This window comes from Pantoea sp. VS1, assembly GCF_002207995.1.
In the GTDB taxonomy this organism is placed as follows: Bacteria; Pseudomonadota; Gammaproteobacteria; order Enterobacterales; family Enterobacteriaceae; genus Pantoea; species Pantoea dispersa.
Map to the genome: position 1 here is coordinate 43,308 of NZ_NHZE01000015.1, position 18,728 is coordinate 62,035.

Genomic DNA, 18,728 nt, shown 5'->3' on the forward strand with positions numbered 1-18,728 from the left:
AGTGCGCCGCACCTTTCGCACGGCGGCAAAACCTGCTGAACTAGGCGTTCGCCTTAAGCTGGCCGGGAGCCACCAATGCCTTTGCTTCACCTGTCATCGCTGGCGGAGATCACCGCTGCCGAATGGGATGCGCTGTTACCTGACAATCAACCTTTTTTGCGTCACGCCTTCCTGCTCGCGCTGGAAGAGAGTGGCAGCGTGCGCGCGGAAAACGGCTGGCAGCCGGATCATCTGCTGTGGCGCCAAGACGGCAGGCTGCGGGCAGCGCTGCCGGGCTACCGTAAACGCAACTCGTGGGGCGAATATGTGTTCGATCACGCGTGGGCCGATGCCTGCCAGCGTGCCGGTATCGCCTATTACCCCAAATGGCTCGGCGCCATTCCGTTCAGCCCGGTGACCGGTGCGCGTCTGCTGGGCGACGAGACGGCCATCATCCCGATGCTGGAGGCGCTGCCCGATGCGTTGCAGCGGCACGGCTTAAGCGGGGCGCATATCAACTTCACCACGCCGCACGCCAACGCGCTGCTGGCAACCCAGCCGGACTGGCTGGCGCGTCTCGGCGTGCAGTATCACTGGCACAATCGCGGCTACCGCGATTTTCACGACTTTCTCGACACGCTGATGTCGCGCAAACGCAAGCAGCTACGCAAAGAACGCGAACAGGTGGTCAGCAGCGGTTTTGCGTTTAACTGGTATCGCGGCGATGAGCTGCGTGAAGATCAGTGGGATTTTGTGTATACCTGCTACGCCAACACCTACGCGGTGCGCGGCCAGCGACCTTATCTGACGCGCTCCTTCTTCAGCCTGCTGGCGGAGCGGATGCCGCAGGCGATTCGCGTGGTGATCGCCACGCTACAGCAGCAGCCCGCCGCCATGGCCTTCTGTCTGGTGGATGACGACACGCTGTATGGCCGCTACTGGGGCTGTCTGGCGGAGTTTGACCGGCTGCACTTCGAGACCTGTTTCTACCAGGGCATGGATTTCGCCATCGCCGAAGGGCTGCAGCGCTTTGATGCCGGTGCGCAGGGCGAGCATAAGCTGGTGCGCGGCTTTGAACCGCAACTTACCCACTCCTGGCACTATCTGTGCCATCCGGGGCTGCGTGACGCGGTCGGGGATTTTTTGCAGCAGGAGCGGGCAGGGGTACGCGCCTGGGCACAGGAAGCGCGCGACGCCCTGCCTTACCGGCGCGGCGATTAATCGACGCCGACAAATCCGCCGGTCTGATGCTGCCACAGGCGCGCGTACAGCCCGCCGTGCGCCAGCAGTTCGCGATGGTTACCCATCTCAACAATGCCGCCGTTCTCCAGCACCACCAGCCGGTCCATTTTCGCGATGGTCGACAGGCGATGGGCGATGGCGATCACCGTTTTGCCCTGCATCAGCGTCTCCAGGCTCTCCTGAATCGCCGCTTCCACTTCCGAGTCGAGCGCCGACGTGGCTTCATCCATGATCAGAACCGGCGCATCTTTCAGCAGCACGCGGGCGATGGCAATACGCTGGCGCTGGCCGCCAGAGAGTTTGACGCCGCGCTCGCCGACGTGCGCATCCAGCCCGGTACGGCCCTGCGGATCGGAGAGCAGCGGGATAAACTCGTCGGCGCGGGCGCGCACAATCGCCGCCTGCAGCTCGGCTTCGCTGGCATCCGGGCGACCGTACAGCAGGTTTTCGCGAATTGAGCGGTGCAGCAGCGATGTATCCTGGGTGATCATGCCAATCTGACTGCGCAGGCTCGCCTGCGTGACCTGCGCGATGTCCTGATCGTCAATCAGAATGCGCCCGCCGTTGATGTCATACAGCCGCAGCAGCAGGTTCACGAGGGTCGATTTACCGGCGCCGGACGGGCCAATCAGACCGATTTTCTCGCCAGGCTTGATGTTGAGATTCAGGCGGTTAATCACCTGGCGGCCGCCGCCGTAGTCAAAGCGCACATCCTCAAAGCGGATCTGGCCGCGCGTCACCTGCAGCTTTTTCGCCTGCGGCGCATCCTGCACGCTGAGCGGTTGCGCAATGGTATTCAGGCCATCCTGCACCATGCCGATGTTTTCGAAGATGCCGTTCACCACCCACATGATCCAGCCGGACATGTTCACCAGGCGAATCACCAGGCCGGTGGCCAGCGCGATGGCACCTACGCTGATCAGCGACTGGCTCCACAGCCACAGCGCGAGGCCGGAGGTGCTGACAATCAGCAGGCCATTGAGCGTCGACAGCGTGATATCCATGCTGGTCACCATGCGGCTGGCGTGCTGGGTTTTGTCGGTCTGTTCCTGAATGGCGTCGCGCGCGTAGCGTTTTTCCAGATCGTTATGGGCAAACAGTTTCAGGGTGGCGATATTGGTGTAACCGTCAACGATGGTGCCCATCAGCTTCGAGCGCGCCTCGGATGACACCACCGAGCGCTGCTTAACGCGCGGCACAAAGAAGCGCAGCGACAGGCTGTACGCCACAATCCAGACGATCAGCGGAATCATCAGGCGCCAGTCGGCTTCCGCGAACAGCACCAGTGAGGTCACGGCGTAAATCACCACGTGCCAGATGGCATCCACCAGCTGAACCGCCGAGTCACGCAGCGAGTTACCGGTTTGCATGATGCGCTGGGCGATACGGCCGGCAAAATCGTTCTGGAAGAAATTGAGGCTCTGCCGCAGCACATAGTTGTGATGCTGCCAGCGAATCATACTGGTCATGCTGGGGTTAATGCTTTGATGCACCAGCATATCGTGCAGCGCGATCACCACCGGCCGCAGCACCAGCGCCACCGCCGCCATCCACAGCAGAATCGGCCAGTTATCGCTGAACAGCGAAGCGGGCGTGGTGTGATTGACCAGATCGATAATACGGCTGAGATAGCTAAACAGCGCCACTTCGATCAGCGCCTGCGCCAGTCCGACAATCAGCAGCGCGACAAAACTTGGCCACACCTGACGCAGATAATAGAGGTAAAACGGCCACACGCTGGCGGGTGGGGAATCGGTGGGGGCATCCTGAAAAATATTGATAAAACGTTCAAAACGACGATACAACATAAGGCCACTCTTTCCGATCGGTGAGAGTTAACAGCTTAGTGCAACTGAACAGGGATTATCGACATGGATTTGCAGATTCGCGGACGCGAACCGGGCGATGCCGCCGCCTATCAACGTTTATACAGTCATCCCGAGGTGTATCGCTGGACCACGCAGCTGCCGTTTCCCAGCGTCGCCACCTGGCAGAAAAAATTTGAGCGGATGGACAGCAAAGGCTATATCGGTTTTGTGGCGGAAATCGACGGGCAGATGGTGGGCGAGCTGACGCTGTTTACCGAACAGCGGCCGCGTACGCGTCACAGCATCAGTTTTGGTATTGGCGTCGATCCGGCGTTTAGCGGTCGCGGCATCGGTGAGCGGCTGATCCGCACCGGTATCGACTATGCCTTTAACTGGCTGGGCGTAATCCGCGTTGAGCTGGAAGTGTTTCACGACAACCAGCGCGCGCTGCGTCTGTATCAGCGCCTGGGCTTTGAGCAGGAAGGCGTGAAGCGCAAAGCCTGCCTGCGCGAGGGCGAGTACCACGACATTATCGTCATGGCGATACTGCGCGAGTGATGGTTGCGGTCGTAAACCCACTGTAATGAATCAAAGAGTAAACATCGTGATGCTGTCGCACTACTGATTGGCCAAAATGGAATTTTTTCAAACGGAGATGCGTTTTATGGATGAAAATGATGGATTGAAAATTGCTGTATCGCCTGTGCACATGGCGGCTGTGCTATCAGACAAAAATATCAGCGAAGGAGAAACACTCAGCAATCGTCTTTTTGGTGGACTGGGACTTATCGGTGGTGTGGCAGAAATGTTCGGTGCTGGGGCTATGTGCGTGGTTCCAGAACCCACGATGTTGACCAAAGCTGGTTGTATTGTTGTCGGTACACATGGACTTGATACCATACAGGCCTCATTACGACAGGTCTGGACAGGTCGCAATGTCAGCACTGATACGTATCATTCAGCCGTGAAGCTCGCAGAAACCTTAGGGGCGGATAGCCAAACCGCCCTACATGTAGGCATGACGGTGGATGTTGCGATTCCCATGAGTTTCGCGTTTGCGGCAGGAGCCGTGCGCGTTGCTGCTGTACGCTCTGGTCGCATCAACCTGGCGGTTCATGAAGCGCTAGCGGGCAGCACTGGCGGACACACGCTTGAACGCCATATTGGTAAAACAGCTGAAGAGTTAGTTGCCAGGCTGGAACGCAGGCCCTCTCTTTACGCGACCAGTAGCTTCAGGACAGTGAATGAGGCGGAGCAGCTAATTAGTCGGGTAATCAGGGACAATAGCCACCAGATAGAAATGTGGGTAAAACATCTCCCTCCCGGAATGAATGCCAAAATGGAACTGGAGAGAATTTTTGCCACTCAGACAGGTATCATGATTCGTCGTGGTTCCCCGGACGTTATTCGCTGCTATAGGGTTCGGTTGGTGCTTCGTTTTGAGCAGTGGCATGGAAAACCCTATTTTATTCTTACTGCGTTTCCTAAGGCCTGACATGAACCGTTCAAATTTCAATGAGCTAGGCTGTTTCATTACAATATATTTTGGTCAGGACTATGACCTTATAGATGATAGTGATGAAATCGAGCCAAAAATTGATGCGTTTTTACGCAACGAGCATCCCGCCAGTTGGCAGGGACTAGCGGCGGATATTGATCTTTTTTTGAGTGAAAGTTCGGATCCAGAAAGGACATTCAAAGCGTATTTTCAGGACGAGTTTGATCCTCATTTATGGGGCACCACTGCTGTCGATTTTCTGCATAGGGTACGCACAAACCTACGCAAAGCGCTGGCTGAACAATCCGATCAGCTCAGCTAAGACCGCTGGAAGTGGCCCACCGAACCAGGTCGCTATAAATAGCGACCCTACAGGTAGCCTGTAGGGTGCGCATTCATGCGCACCAGGCAACTCAGCTCGCCACAATCGCGCCCCGGCAGTGTCCGCCGGCTACTGGCTGCGCTCGACGTATTTTTGCATATTCTCTTTGGTCACCAGCTCGAACGGGATCCACACGTGTGAAGCCACTTTCTCGCCTTTAATCAGCTTCTGCGCCACGTCTACCGAGGTTTTGCCCTGGCCGATGGCGTCCTGAAACACCGTCACCTGCATCTTATCCTGCGCCAGAGCCTTCAGGCCGTCCGGCGTGGCGTCGATGCCGCCCACCAGAATCTTTTTATTGCTCTTTGCCAGCGCCATTGCCGCGCCAATCGCCATCTCATCGTTATTGGCCGCGACGATATCGATCGCTTCACCGTTGCCAATCCAGTTGAGCATCAGGTCCATGCCTTCGTTGCGCGCATAGTTTGCTGGCTGCTTCTGTACCACTTTCATGCCCGGGTATTTCGCCACCACCTGCTCGACATCTTTGGTGCGCTGCAGCGCGCCGGCATCGGTCAGGTTGCCGATCATGATCGCCACGTTACCTTTATAGTTCGCCAGTTTAGCCAGCGCCTCCATTTGTAGCGTGCCGGATTCGCGTTCGTCCGAACCGACAAACACCACGCCGGGCGGCAGGGTTTTATCGCCCGGCGTGCGGTTGACGTACACCAGCGGAATTTTCGCCTGCTGCGCCAGTCTGGTCAGCTGTGGTGTGCTGGCGGAATCCACCGGATCGACGATGATGGCATCCACGCCGGCGCTGATAAAACTTTGCACCTGGTCGGTCTGGCGACCGACGTCGCCGCGCGCATCTTCAAACTGGGCATCCAGCCCGCGCGCTTTAGCTTCTTTATCAATGGCATGACGAATAATGGTAAGGAAGTTCTGGTCAAAATAGGCCATCGACACGCCGATCTTCTCCGCCAGCGCGGAAGCAGAACTGGTCAGCAGGCCAAGTAACAGTATCGCCTTGAGGGTTTTCATCGCAGACTCCAGAGTAAGCTGTTTATTGGAATAAATTTTTCATTGGTGTTGAAAATGGCTCAATGAAATCATTTTCAGCCTACGAGCCGGCAGCAGAGCTGGCAATCTGCTGCGTGGTAATTTGCTGTGCAGCGCACAATTTGCCCGACGCGCATGGATGCTTTGCCTGCTCATAGTGATCGCGCAAACTCTTTTCTCAGCGCTGGCGCACATTCCGCGGCGAAAGCCAGCACGGATTAAAGATTTTGTGCGCTACCGCACCCGGCTTTGTGTCAGCGACCAAAACCCGCGCCGTTTCGCCGCGCGGATTCCTTCATTCGCACAATGACCAGAGCAACACTGGCTTCCTATAGTTGCTGAACAGGGAAATCTGCGCGGTATTCCTGACCATCATCGCTTCGGGGCAGGATGCTCCTCCATCAAGGAATTCAGCCTATGTTGCAACGCAAAAACCGCAGCCAGAACAGCCACGTGCGTATCTGGATCCTTTGCCTGATTCTGTTCCTGTCAGTGGTCGCTTATGCCGATCGCTCGATCCTGTCGATCTCCGGCTCAGCGATCAAACAGGAGTTTGGCCTGTCGGCGATCCAGCTCGGCCTGATCCTTTCGGCCTTCAGCTGGGCGTATGTTATCGGCCAGATCCCCGGCGGATTGATTCTCGATCGCTTCGGCACCAAAAAGGTCTACGGCGTGACGCTGGCGCTATGGTCGGTTTCGACCCTGCTGATGGGGTTTGTCGGTGAGTTTTCCAGTGGCATGACCATGGCGCTGACGCTGATGTTTGCGCTGCGCTTCGCGCTGGGCCTGATTGAGGCGCCGAGCTTTCCCGCTAACGCCCGCGCAGTCATCATGTGGTTCCCGGGCGCAGAACGCGGACGCGCATCGTCGCTGTTTGCCTCGGCACAATACTTTGCCGTGGCGATATTCTCACCGCTCTCCGGCTGGCTGGTGTCGCGTTATGGCTGGGAATGGCCATTCTTTGTGCTCGGCGGCATCGGCGTGCTGGCGGTATTTGTCTGGGCGGGCTATATGCGCAGCCCGCGTCAGCATCCGCACGTTTCCGCCAGCGAGTTACATTACATTGAACAGGGCGGCGCGCTGGTGGATATCGACGCCGCGCAAACGCTGCGCGCACGGCCACCGGTCAGCAAAGCGATGTTCAAAACATTGCTCACCAACCGCATGCTGTGGTGCGCCTACCTCGGCCAGTATTGCACCATCGCGCTTAGCTACTTCTTCATTACCTGGTTCCCGATCTATCTGGTGCAGGCGCGCGGCATGAACATTCTGGATGCCGGTTTCGCCACCATTGCACCGGCGCTGTTTGGCTTTCTGGGCGGCATCAGCGGTGGCTACATCTCAGATAAGCTGCTGGCACGCGGCTGGAGCCTGTCGTGGGCGCGCAAAACGCCGTACATCGTTGGCATGCTGATGGCCGCCTCGCTGATTCTGGCGGCGGTGATCCCTTCCAACGCCGGCATTATCGCCATCATGTCGTTTGCCTTCTTCGGCAAAGGTGTGGCGGCGGGCGCGGGCACCTGGACCGTGGTCAGCGATACGGCGCCCAAAGAAGCAGTTGGCCTCGCCGGCGCGATCTTCAACGGCATCGGTAACATGGCGGGTTTTATCACGCCGCTGTTGTTTGGCGTGATCGTTGGCCTGACCGGCAGCTACAGCATTGGCCTGGTGTTCGTCGGCGCGCACTGTGTCGTCGCGGCACTGCTGTTCCTGCTGGTGATGGGCCCGATTGAACGCGTAGGCGATCGGTCTGAGGTTGCCGATCTGGAATCCCGATCGGAAATAAACTATGATGTTAAAAAGTGCACTTGAGCACTGTGCATGAGTGCACTATTTTACCTGCTGGTTCGTAAGACAGGCAGGGAAGCAGGATGGGTTCAATCAGGGCGTTTCGTCAGGCCTGGCTGGCACAATTTTATACCCATGGGACACCGCATGCGCAGATTCCGCGTGCGATTGAATCAGCGCTGGCGCGTAAGCTGGATATCATTCATGCCGCCACTTCGCATCAGGATCTGCGTTCGCCGCCGGGTAACCGTTTTGAAGCGTTGAAGCCGCCGCTGCTGGGTTATTATTCGATTCGGGTTAACGCGCAGTATCGGCTAATTTTCCAGTGGGCAAAAGGCGAAGCCTGGGATCTGTATCTGGATCCGCACCGCTACAAAAAATAGCGCTAACGATCCCTTCTGGCCCGCTACCCGTACCAAAGAGAGCACCTTATGAAACAAGCAATGCGCAAACCCACCAGCGTGGGGGACGTCCTGCAGTATGAATTTCTCGAACCGCTCAACCTCAAAGTGAATGATCTGGCGGAGATGCTGAATGTGCACCGCAACACCGTCAGCGCGCTGGTGAATAACAACCGTAAACTCAGCACTGAGATGGCCTACCGGCTGGCACGGGTTTTCGCCACCTCGATTGAATTCTGGCTTAACCTGCAGCGTCATCTCGATCAGTGGGAAGTGGAAAATGACGCCAGAACGCAGGAGGAGTTAAGCCGTGTCATGACGCTGAGTGCCTTTTTAGCCCAGCGCGGCACGCAGGTTGCCTGAACCTGACCCGACCAGTCACGCCGCCCTGAAGATTTTTTGCTCAGCTGCCGATATCACTCCTTACCATCCACTGATATTAAGGAGCGATATCGTGATAAAGCTGATTACCGTTGACGAGCTGCGGCCAGGCATGTTTATCCACAAGCTTGAGGTCTGGTGGATCAAGGACAAACGCATTCGCAACCAGATGCTGATCACCGATAAGCGTCAGATCGCCCTGATCCGTAACGAGGGGATCCAGCAGGTATGGATCGATCCCGAGCGGTCGGTGCGCGCGCCTGCCACGCCGCAGCCGAAAAAAGACATTCCGCAGACGCCGTTTTTCCGCGAGATGGATCAGGCGCAGTGCATCTTCAATCAGGGCAAGCCGCAGGTGCTGGCGATGTTCAACGAAGCGCGCATGGGGCAGGGCCTCGATCTTGCCTTTACTCTTGAGCTGGTGGATGAAATTGCCGGATCGATTACCCGCGAGCCGACCGCGCTGCTCAGCGTGGCGCGGCTGAAAAATCATGACGATTACACTTACCTGCACTCTATGGCGGTGTGCGGTCTGATGATTTCGCTGGGCAAGAAAATGGGGCTGGATGAGCAGCAGCTGCGGCGCGTGGGCATGGGCGGATTGCTGCATGACGTCGGTAAAGCCGCGGTGCCGCTGACCATCCTCAACAAGCCGGATAAGCTCACCGACGAAGAATTTACGATTATGCGCCAGCATCCAATCGTCGGTGCGCAAATGCTGATGGAAGCCCATGCGGATGAAGATTTGCTGGATATTGCGCTGCATCATCATGAAAAATTCGATGGCAGCGGCTATCCGCATCGGCTGCAGGGCGAAGAGATCTCGCTCTACGCACGCATGGCGGCGGTGTGTGACGTCTACGACGCGGTGACCTCCGATCGCCCGTATCGCAAAGGCTGGACGCCGGCGGAGGCGATGCACAATATGCTGAGCTGGCGCGGCCACTTTGACAGTGCGCTGCTGCACGCGTTTGTGCGCACCATCGGTATTTATCCGGTGGGATCGCTGGTACGGCTGGCCTCCGGGCGCGTGGCGCTGGTGGTGCAGGCCGGAGAAAAATCGCTGCTGAAGCCCAAAGTGCATGTGTTCTGGTCGCTGCATTCGCAGCGCGAGGTCAAACCGGAAGCGCTGGACCTCGGCGACAGCTTCTGCACCGATACCATCACCGGCGCTGAGGACAGCGGCTTGTGGCACAACGTTGACCTGAACCGCATCTGGGCGCTGGAAAGCGCCTGATCTGCCCGCGTTTTTATACTTTCTTTACGCCCGCTCTGCGCCTTTTTACCCCTTCTTTATGCCGCGCCGCGCATGCTTGCTGCACTACCAAATCCTCTGGAGGTTGCTGTGAGTGTGGGCGTGATAGCCGGCATCGTGCTGGTATTTTTATTACTGGGCTACCTGATTTATGCCCTGCTTAATGCGGAGGCATTCTGATGGCGGCGAATGCGTTTTTACTGATTGCGTGCTATCTGCTGGTGCTGATGGTGCTGGCGCAGCCGCTGGGCCGCTTGCTGGCGCTGATGGTGGCGGATAAGCCCCTGCTGGCGCGCAGCGAACGCGTGCTGTGGCGTCTGGCCGGCGTTGACGGCGCGGCGATGCGCTGGCCGCACTATCTGCTGGCCATCCTGCTGTTTAACGCGCTCGGCTTTGTGCTGCTGCTGGCGATGCTGATGGGGCAGGGCGCGCTGCCGCTCAATCCACAGCATCTGCCTGGCCTGAGCTGGGATCTGGCGCTCAATACGGCGATCAGCTTTGTCACTAACACCAACTGGCAGGCGTACGCGGGCGAAAGCACGCTGAGTTACTTCAGCCAGATGGCGGGCTTAACGGTGCAAAACTTCCTCTCGGCGGCAACCGGCATTGCGGTAGCGTTTGCGCTGATGCGCGGTTTTGCCAACCGTTCGCTGGAAACGCTCGGCAACGCGTGGCGCGACCTGACGCGCATCACCGTCTACGTGCTGCTGCCGATTAGCCTGCTGATGGCGCTGTTTTTTGTCAGCCAGGGCAGCATTCAAAACTTTGAACCCTATCATGCCTTCACCACGCTGGAAGGCGCGCAGCAAACGCTGCCGCTCGGGCCGGTGGCTTCGCAGGAAGCGATCAAAATGCTCGGCACCAACGGCGGCGGTTTTTTTAACGCCAACTCGGCGCATCCGTTCGAAAACCCTACGGCACTGACCAACTTTGTGCAGATGCTGAGCATTTTCCTGATCCCGGCCGCGCTGTGTTTTGCCTTTGGTCAGCAGCTGGGCGATCGCCGTCAGGGCCATATGCTGCTGTGGGCGATGAGCATCATGTTTGTGCTGGCGGTGGTCGCGGTGATGTGGGCCGAGCTGCGCGGCAATCCGCACTTTCTGACCCTGGGCGCTGATAGCGCGATCAACATGGAAGGCAAGGAGACACGCTTCGGCATTCTCAACTCCAGCCTGTTTGCGGTGATCACCACCGCGGCGTCGTGCGGTGCGGTTAACGCCATGCATGACTCCTTCACTGCGCTGGGCGGTATGGTGCCGATGTGGCTGATGCAGCTGGGCGAAGTGGTGTTTGGCGGCGTCGGTGCCGGCTTGTACGGCATGCTGCTGTTCGTGCTGCTCGGGGTGTTTATCGCCGGTCTGATGATTGGCCGTACGCCGGAGTACATGGGCAAAAAGATCGATGTCTGGGAGATGAAAATGACCGCGCTGGCGATTCTGGTGACGCCGACGCTGGTGCTGCTCGGAACTGCGCTGGCGATGATGACCGAAGCCGGACGCGCCGGTATGGCTAACCCTGGCATTCACGGCTTCAGTGAGGTGCTGTATGCGGTGTCGTCGGCGGCCAACAACAACGGCAGCGCCTTCGCCGGTCTCAGCGCCAACACCCCGTTCTGGAATCTGCTGCTGGGCTTCTGCATGCTGGTCGGCCGCTTCGGCATCATCATTCCGGTGCTGGCCATTGCCGGTTCGCTGGCGGCGAAGAAAATTCAGCCGGTGGGCAACGGCACGCTGCCGACTCACGGCCCGCTGTTTATCGCACTGCTGGTGGGCACCGTGCTGCTGGTGGGTGCGCTGACCTTCGTTCCCGCGCTGGCGCTTGGCCCGGTGGCGGAACATCTGCAACTTATTCAGGGATAACGGAATCATGAGTCGTCAACAACTGGCGCTGTTTGATGCGGCGCTGACGCGCACCGCGATGCTGGATGCGGTGAAAAAACTCGATCCGCGCGTACAGTTTCGCAACCCGGTGATGTTTCTGGTGTGGATCGGCAGCGTGCTCACCTCGCTGCTGGCCATCGGTATGGCGGCGGGTCAGCTGAACGGCAGCGCCGGCTTTACCGCGGCGGTCGCCATCTGGCTATGGTTTACCGTGCTGTTCGCTAACTTCGCCGAGGCGCTGGCGGAAGGGCGCAGCAAGGCGCAGGCCAACAGCCTGAAAGGGGTGAACAAGCACAGCGATGCGAAGAAACTGGCGGAACCGTTTCACGGTGCGCAGTGGCGGCCGGTGGCGGCCGATACGCTGCGCAAAGGCGATGTGGTGCTGGTGGAAGCCGGCGACATCATCCCGTGCGACGGTGAAGTGCTGGAGGGCGGCGCATCGGTCGATGAGAGCGCCATTACCGGCGAATCGGCACCGGTGATTCGTGAATCCGGCGGGGATTTTGCCTCGGTAACCGGTGGGACGCGCATCCTGTCGGACTGGCTGGTGATTCAGTGCAGCGTCAATCCGGGCGAAACTTTCCTCGACCGCATGATCGCCATGGTGGAAGGCGCGAAACGCCGCAAAACGCCCAACGAAATCGCCCTGACCATTCTGCTGGTGTCGCTGACCATTGTGTTCCTGCTGGCGACCGCCACGCTGTGGCCGTTTTCCGCCTGGGGCGGCACGCCGGTTAGCGTGACGGTGCTGGTGGCGCTGCTGGTGTGCCTGATTCCCACCACCATCGGCGGACTGCTGTCGGCGATTGGCGTGGCGGGCATGAGCCGCATGCTGGGAGCTAACGTGATTGCCACCAGCGGGCGCGCCGTGGAGGCCGCCGGCGACGTGGATGTGCTGATGCTGGACAAAACCGGCACCATCACGCTCGGTAACCGCCAGGCAACGCAGTTCCTGCCCGCGCCGGGCGTCAGCGAGCAGCAGCTGGCCGATGCGGCGCAGCTGGCATCGCTGGCCGATGAGACGCCGGAAGGGCGCAGCATCGTGGTACTGGCGAAGCAGAAATTTAACCTGCGCGAACGCGATCTCAGCAGCATGGGCGCCAGCTTTATCCCGTTCTCTGCGCAGACGCGCATGAGCGGCGTCAACGTACAGGATCGCCTGATCCGCAAAGGCGCGGTGGACGCGGTACGCCGTCATATTGAAGCCAGCCACGGCAGCTTCCCGGCTGAGGTTAATGCCCGGGTGGAAGAGGTGGCGCGCGCCGGCGGTACGCCGCTGGTGGTGGCCGAAGGCGCGCAGGTGCTGGGCGTGGTGGCGTTGAAGGACATCGTTAAAGGCGGCATCAAGGAGCGTTTCGCCGAGCTGCGCAAGATGGGCATCAAAACGGTGATGATCACCGGTGATAACCCGTTAACCGCCGCGGCGATTGCGGCGGAAGCCGGTGTCGATGACTTCCTGTCGGAAGCGACGCCGGAAGCCAAGCTGGCACTGATTCGTCAGTATCAGGCGGAAGGGCGCCTGGTGGCGATGACCGGCGACGGCACCAACGATGCGCCCGCGCTGGCGCAGGCTGACGTGGCGGTGGCGATGAACTCCGGCACCCAGGCGGCGAAAGAGGCGGGCAACATGGTCGATCTTGACTCTAACCCGACCAAACTGCTGGAAGTGGTGCACATCGGCAAACAGATGCTGATGACGCGCGGTTCGCTTACCACCTTCAGTATCGCCAACGATGTGGCGAAATACTTCGCCATCATCCCGGCGGCGTTTGCCGTGACCTATCCGCAGCTCAATATGCTGAACGTGATGGCGCTGCATTCACCGGCCTCGGCGATTCTGTCGGCGGTGATCTTTAACGCGCTGGTGATTGTGTTTTTGATTCCGCTGGCGCTGAAAGGCGTGAGCTATCGGCCGATGAGCGCGGCAGCGCTGCTGCGCCGCAATCTGTGGATTTATGGCGTAGGCGGTTTAGTGGTGCCGTTTATTGGTATTAAAGCGATCGACCTGCTGCTGACGCTGTCGGGCCTGGTGTAAGGAGAAGAGAAATGAGTCAGTTACGTCCGGCTATAGTATTGTTAGTGCTGCTTACCCTGCTGACCGGCGCGGTCTATCCGCTGCTGACCACCGGCCTGGCGCAGTGGTGGTTTCCGTCGCAGGCCAACGGTTCGCTGATTGAGCGCGACGGCGCGGTGCGCGGCTCAGAGCAGATCGGTCAGGCGTTCAGCCAGCCGGGCCACTTCTGGGGCCGTCCATCGGCCACCAGCGACGTGCCGTACAACGCGCAGGCATCAGGCGGCAGCAACCTTGCCGCCAGTAATCCGGCGCTGGATAAAGCGGTGGCGGAGCGGGTGGCTGCGCTGCGCGCTGCCAATCCGCAGTCGCCGGCAGCGGTGCCGGTGGAGCTGGTAACCGCTTCAGGCAGCGGCCTGGATCCGGATATCTCCCCTGAAGCCGCGCTGTGGCAGGCACCGCGCGTCGCGGCAGCGCGCAACATGACGCTGAAAGACGTCGAGGCGCTGATTGCGCGCAACACCGAGCGCCCGCTGCTGCCGTTTATCGGCGAAGAAACGGTGAACGTGCTGCGGCTGAATATGGCGCTGGATGATTTGCAGGGATAGTTTCAAACCGCGCGAAGAATCGCGCCGCTACAAAAATGTGCACATACCGTAGCGGCGCAATTTATTGCGCAATGCCACATTGGTGCACGCGATAAAAATGGACCTCGCATGAACGACGAATTACCGCGCCCCGATCCCGATGCCCTGCTGCTCAATCACAGCGACAGCCATCGCGGTAAACTGAAAATCTACTTCGGCGCCTGCGCGGGCGTAGGGAAAACCTACGCCATGCTGCAGGAGGCGCAGCGCCTGCGGGCGCAGGGGCTGGACGTGCTGGCTGGCGTGGTCGAAACCCACGGCCGTGAAGAGACCGCCGCGCTGCTGCAGGGGCTGGCGGTGCTGGCGCGGCGCGCCACCGGTCGGTCGCGCCATGCGGAATTCGACCTCGACGCCGCGCTGGCGCGCCATCCGGCGGTGATCCTGATGGATGAACTGGCGCACACCAACGTGCAGGGCTCGCGCCATCCCAAGCGCTGGCAGGACATTGAAGAGCTGCTGGATGCCGGTATCGACGTGATTACCACCGTCAACGTGCAGCATCTGGAGAGCCTGAATGACGTGGTGGGCGGCGTCACCGGCATTCAGGTGCGCGAAACCGTACCCGATCCCTTTTTCGACAGCGCCGATGAAGTGGTGCTGGTGGATCTGCCGCCGGACGATCTGCGTCAGCGGCTGAAAGAGGGCAAAGTGTATGTCGGCGACCGCGCCGAGCGCGCCATCGAAAATTTCTTCCGCAAAGGCAACCTGTTCGCGCTGCGTGAACTGGCGCTGCGCCGCACGGCCGACCGGGTAGACGATCAGATGCGCGCCTGGCGCGATCAGCAGGGGCGCGACAAAGTGTGGCACACGCGCGACGCGATTCTGCTGTGCATCGGTGACGACACCGGCAGTGAAAAGCTGGTACGCACCGCCGCCCGTCTCGCTGCCCGGCTCGGCAGCGAGTGGCATGCGGTGTATGTGGAAACGCCGCGCCTCAACCGACTGCCGGAAGCGCAGAGGCGCGCCATTCTGCGCACGCTGCAGCTGGCGCAGGAGCTGGGCGCGGAGACCGCCACGCTGTCCGATCCGGACGAGGCGCGCGCGGTGCTGCGCTATGCGCGCGAGCACAATCTCGGCAAAATTGTTACCGGCCGGCAGCCGCAGCGGCGCTGGCGACGCGACAGCTTTGCCCAGCGTCTCGGCGAGCTGGGGCCGGAGCTTGACCTGCTGGTAGTGGCGCTGGATGAGCCGGTGCGCGATGTGCCAGCGGCCCTGAGCGGCCAGCGTGCCAGCGGCGAGAAATGGCGGCTGCACCTGCGCGGGTGTCTGATGGCGATCGCGCTGTGCGTGCTGGTGACGTTGATTGGTCGCTGGTGGCTGGTGGAGTTTGATACCGCCAACGCGGTGATGATCTATCTGCTGGCGGTGGTGCTGGTGGCGCTGCGCTTTGGCCGGTGGCCGTCGGTGTTCGCCACGGTAATCAATATTCTGGCCTTCGACCTGGTGTTTGTGGCCCCCACCGGCACGGTGGCGGTATCGGATCTGCAATATCTGGTGACCTTTGCGGTGATGCTGGCGGTCGGGGTGATTGTCGGCAATCTCACCGCCGGCGTGCGCTATCAGGCGCGGGTGGCGCGCTACCGTGAACAGCGCGCGCGCCATCTGTATGAGATGGCGAAATCGCTTGGCAGCGCGCTGACGCCGCAGGATATCGCTGCTACCAGCCAGCGCGTCATTGAGGTGACGCTGCAGGCGCGCAGCCAGCTGCTGCTGCCCGACGAACAGGGCGAGCTGCAGTCGGCGGGTGAAAGCACCATCGGGACGCCGCCCGACCTCGGCATCGCCAAATGGAGCTACAGCAAAGGGCAACCGGCCGGTGCCGGCACCGATACGTTACCGGCGGTGCCGTACCAGATTCTGCCGCTGAAAAGCGGGGCACACTGCCGCGGCCTGCTGGTGGTTGAGCCGGACAACCTGCGCCAGCTGATGATTCCCGAACAGCAGCGGCTGGTGGAGACCTTTACGGTGCTGATTGCCAACGCGCTGGAACGCATGGCGCTGTCGCACAGCGAAGCCGCGTCACGGCTGGCCGCCGAGCGCGAGCAGCTGCGTAATGCGCTGCTGTCGGCGCTGTCCCACGATCTGCGCACGCCGCTGACGGTGCTGTTTGGCCAGGCTGAGATGCTGATGCTGGACCTCGCCAGCGAGCAGTCGAAATACGTTGGCCAGGCCAATCAGATACGCGAACAGACGCTGAGCACCATCCGGCTGGTGAGTAACATGCTGGATATGGCGCGCATTCAGTCCGGCGGGCTCAACCTGCGCGAAGAGTGGGTGGCGCTGGACGAGGTGATTGGCGGCGCGCTAAGCAGCATGGGACCGTCGCTGAAAGGGCACGACTTTACGCTGGATTTACCGCCGGAGCTGGTGCTGATCAAAGGCGACAGCGCGATGCTGGAGCGGGTGTTTACTAACCTGATCGAAAACAGCCTGAAGTATGCCGGCAATGCCGCGCAGCACGGCATTCGCGCCTGGCGCGATAAAGCCCGGCTGGAGATCGCTGTCTGGGATAACGGACCGGGTATTGCGCCGGAGAATCTGACGCGCATTTTTGACAAGTTTGCCCGCGGCGACAAGGAGTCGGCCGTGCCGGGCGTCGGGCTGGGGCTGGCCATCAGCAAAACCATTATTGAGTCGCATCGCGGGCGCATCTGGGCGGAAAACCGGCCACAGGGCGGGGCGGTGTTTCGCCTGTCGCTGCCGCTGCCGGCCGCGCCTGAAATTTCTGAAGAAGCACTGAAATAACTTCACATAAGTTCGGTTATACTCGATGGCTTGTCTGTTGATAAATGGGAACTTATGGAACGTTTTACCGAAAACCTGATGTATGCATCGCGCTGGCTGCTGGCACCGGTTTACATTGGACTTTCGCTGGGGCTGCTGGCGCTGACGGTTAAATTTTTTCAGGAAATTTTTCACCTGCTGCCCAACATTCTCAGCATCGCGGAAAACGATCTGATTCTGCTGCTGCTGTCGCTGGTGGACATGACGCTGGTCGGTGGCCTGCTGGTCATGGTGATGCTGTCCGGCTATGAGAACTTTGTCTCCAAGCTGGATATCGATGAAAGCAAAGAGAAGCTGAGCTGGCTCGGCAAGATGGATTCCGGCTCGCTGAAAAACAAAGTGGCAGCTTCGATTGTGGCGATCTCATCGATTCACCTGCTACGTATTTTTATGGATGCGCGCAACGTCGCCAATGAAAAGCTGATGTGGTACGTGATCATCCACCTGACCTTCGTGCTGTCGGCCTTTGTGATGGGCTGGCTGGATAATATGTCGAAGGTTGAAAAGAAATCGTGACCTTCACGCACGATCTGACCCATTGCACCAGGTGCGCATCAATGCGCACCCTGTAAAAACCGCAGTGCCCCGTAGGGTCGCCATTCATGGCGACCTGGCCAGTCGTACCCTGTGCAGATGAATGCGCACCCTGTAAAAACCCGCAATGTCCCGTAGGGTCGCCATTCATGGCGACCTGGCCCATTACCGCACCGGCTGTGTGCCGGTCAGCTGCGGCATCACGTCCCTGATCATCGCGAAAAAATGCTGCAGGCGGGCCGGATAATAACTGGCCCACGGGTAGGTCAGCCACACCGGCAGCGGCGGCGCCTGCCAGTCGGGCACCAGCTGCACCAGCGCGCCGCTGGCTAAATCCTCCTGCACTACCCATGACGACACAATCGCGGCGCCCATGCCCGCCAGTGCGGCTTTGCGCACCGCGTACAGGCTATCGCTGGCGAGGCGCGGGGCAATCGCCAGGTTGATCGGCTGGCCGTCGCTGAGACGCTGCAGCGCAATTTCGTTACGATAAAAACTGGTCAGCGCCAGCCACGGCAGCTGCGTCAGCTGGGCAACCTCTTTCACCGGCGCATGAGCCGCCAGCAGCGCCGGTGCCGCAACGACAAAGCGCGGCACTTCCGCCAGCAGCACCGCCACTACCGACGGATCGGTGGGCGCGCCGACCTGAATGGCGCAGTCAACGTTTTCAATGACAAAGTCCGGCGTGCGGTCGTTGAGCATCCACTCCACTGCCAGGCGCGGATAGCGCTGCAGATAATCCATCAGCGGTGCAATCAACTGATCCTGACCAAATGCATGCGGCGCACGCACGCGCAGTGTGCCGATCGGGTCGTCATTCGCGCCGGTTAACTCATCTTCCAGCGCGTGCCAGGTCGCCACCAGCTGCCGTGCCTGGGCATAGCAGCGCTCTCCGTCGTCGGTGAGTTTCAGCGCATGGGTGGTGCGTAAAATCAGTTTCAGGCCTAGCCGCTGCTCCAGCGCCTGCAGACGGCGACTCACGGTGGGCTGGGTGGTGCCGAGCTGCGCCGCGGCCGCCGACAGCGAGCCGCTTTCAACAATGCGGATAAACGTCTGCATCAGTTCGATGCGGTCAACGCTGGTGAGTGTGCTCATACGTACCATGCATAACAGTTCTGTGTCTTAGCAGTCTACCG

17 protein-coding genes are annotated in these 18,728 nt (G+C 59.8%); 14 read left to right on the plus strand and 3 right to left on the minus strand.

Annotated elements, in window-relative coordinates; translation table 11 throughout:
- The first annotated feature begins 75 nt into the window (after positions 1-75).
- Complete coding sequence (locus CBW22_RS09340) at positions 76-1,200, plus strand: GNAT family N-acetyltransferase (protein WP_088516519.1); 1,125 nt, start codon at positions 76-78, stop codon at positions 1,198-1,200.
- On the opposite strand, the gene CBW22_RS09345 is transcribed toward CBW22_RS09340, so the two are convergent.
- Positions 1,197-3,029, minus strand: coding sequence for an ABC transporter ATP-binding protein (locus CBW22_RS09345; protein WP_088516520.1), 1,833 nt, complete (start codon positions 3,027-3,029; stop codon positions 1,197-1,199). The genes CBW22_RS09340 and CBW22_RS09345 overlap by 4 nt on opposite strands.
- 63 nt (positions 3,030-3,092) lie before the next feature.
- Between CBW22_RS09345 and CBW22_RS09350 the strand changes: the two genes are divergently transcribed.
- From CBW22_RS09350 to CBW22_RS09360, 3 genes are all read left to right on the plus strand, one after another.
- Positions 3,093-3,587 carry a GNAT family N-acetyltransferase gene (locus CBW22_RS09350; protein WP_088516521.1) on the plus strand — a complete coding sequence of 165 codons (495 nt, stop codon included), beginning with the start codon at positions 3,093-3,095 and terminating at the stop codon, positions 3,585-3,587.
- Positions 3,588-3,693: 106 nt separating this feature from the next.
- Positions 3,694-4,524, plus strand: coding sequence for an RNase A-like domain-containing protein (locus tag CBW22_RS09355; protein ID WP_088516542.1), 831 nt, complete (start codon positions 3,694-3,696; stop codon positions 4,522-4,524).
- A gap of 1 nt (position 4,525) precedes the next feature.
- Positions 4,526-4,849 (plus strand): contact-dependent growth inhibition system immunity protein, encoded by a 324-nt coding sequence (locus CBW22_RS09360; RefSeq protein ID WP_088516522.1) that lies wholly within the window; start codon positions 4,526-4,528, stop codon positions 4,847-4,849.
- Positions 4,850-4,978: 129 nt separating this feature from the next.
- On the opposite strand, the gene CBW22_RS09365 is transcribed toward CBW22_RS09360, so the two are convergent.
- Entirely contained in the window at positions 4,979-5,893 is a 915-nt protein-coding gene (locus CBW22_RS09365; protein ID WP_021507882.1) for a sugar ABC transporter substrate-binding protein, read from the minus strand.
- Between the two features lie 435 nt (positions 5,894-6,328).
- Here CBW22_RS09365 and CBW22_RS09370 point away from each other — a divergent pair, with 435 nt between their 5' ends.
- The 10 genes from CBW22_RS09370 to CBW22_RS09415 all read left to right on the plus strand — a co-directional run bounded on the left by CBW22_RS09370 (position 6,329) and on the right by CBW22_RS09415 (position 17,574).
- Entirely contained in the window at positions 6,329-7,723 is a 1,395-nt protein-coding gene (locus CBW22_RS09370) for an MFS transporter (protein ID WP_058775155.1), read from the plus strand.
- Between the two features lie 59 nt (positions 7,724-7,782).
- Entirely contained in the window at positions 7,783-8,082 is a 300-nt protein-coding gene (locus CBW22_RS09375; protein WP_059013049.1) for a type II toxin-antitoxin system RelE/ParE family toxin, read from the plus strand.
- Positions 8,083-8,130: 48 nt separating this feature from the next.
- Positions 8,131-8,463: a HigA family addiction module antitoxin gene (locus CBW22_RS09380; RefSeq protein WP_058775157.1), complete on the plus strand. Its 333-nt coding sequence runs from the start codon at positions 8,131-8,133 to the stop codon at positions 8,461-8,463.
- Positions 8,464-8,554: 91 nt separating this feature from the next.
- A complete protein-coding gene (locus tag CBW22_RS09385; RefSeq protein ID WP_021507880.1) occupies positions 8,555-9,718 on the plus strand; it encodes an HD-GYP domain-containing protein in 1,164 nt (387 codons plus the stop codon).
- Positions 9,719-9,826: 108 nt separating this feature from the next.
- Positions 9,827-9,916, plus strand: coding sequence for a K(+)-transporting ATPase subunit F (gene kdpF, locus CBW22_RS09390; RefSeq protein ID WP_021507879.1), 90 nt, complete (start codon positions 9,827-9,829; stop codon positions 9,914-9,916).
- Complete coding sequence (gene kdpA, locus CBW22_RS09395; RefSeq protein ID WP_088516523.1) at positions 9,916-11,595, plus strand: potassium-transporting ATPase subunit KdpA; 1,680 nt, start codon at positions 9,916-9,918, stop codon at positions 11,593-11,595. The genes kdpF and kdpA overlap by 1 nt, the downstream gene beginning before the upstream one ends.
- 7 nt (positions 11,596-11,602) lie before the next feature.
- A complete protein-coding gene (gene kdpB, locus CBW22_RS09400; protein ID WP_021507877.1) occupies positions 11,603-13,651 on the plus strand; it encodes a potassium-transporting ATPase subunit KdpB in 2,049 nt (682 codons plus the stop codon).
- A gap of 11 nt (positions 13,652-13,662) precedes the next feature.
- Positions 13,663-14,235: a potassium-transporting ATPase subunit KdpC gene (gene kdpC, locus CBW22_RS09405; RefSeq protein ID WP_058775161.1), complete on the plus strand. Its 573-nt coding sequence runs from the start codon at positions 13,663-13,665 to the stop codon at positions 14,233-14,235.
- 108 nt (positions 14,236-14,343) lie between these two features.
- Positions 14,344-17,019, plus strand: coding sequence for a two-component system sensor histidine kinase KdpD (gene kdpD, locus CBW22_RS09410; RefSeq protein WP_058759352.1), 2,676 nt, complete (start codon positions 14,344-14,346; stop codon positions 17,017-17,019).
- Between the two features lie 54 nt (positions 17,020-17,073).
- Positions 17,074-17,574 carry a TIGR00645 family protein gene (locus CBW22_RS09415; RefSeq protein ID WP_021507874.1) on the plus strand — a complete coding sequence of 167 codons (501 nt, stop codon included), beginning with the start codon at positions 17,074-17,076 and terminating at the stop codon, positions 17,572-17,574.
- Between the two features lie 183 nt (positions 17,575-17,757).
- Here CBW22_RS09415 and CBW22_RS09420 read toward each other — a convergent pair whose 3' ends face one another.
- Positions 17,758-18,687, minus strand: a complete 930-nt coding sequence (locus tag CBW22_RS09420; protein WP_088516524.1) for a LysR family transcriptional regulator — start codon at positions 18,685-18,687, stop codon at positions 17,758-17,760.
- Positions 18,688-18,728: the final 41 nt, after the last annotated feature.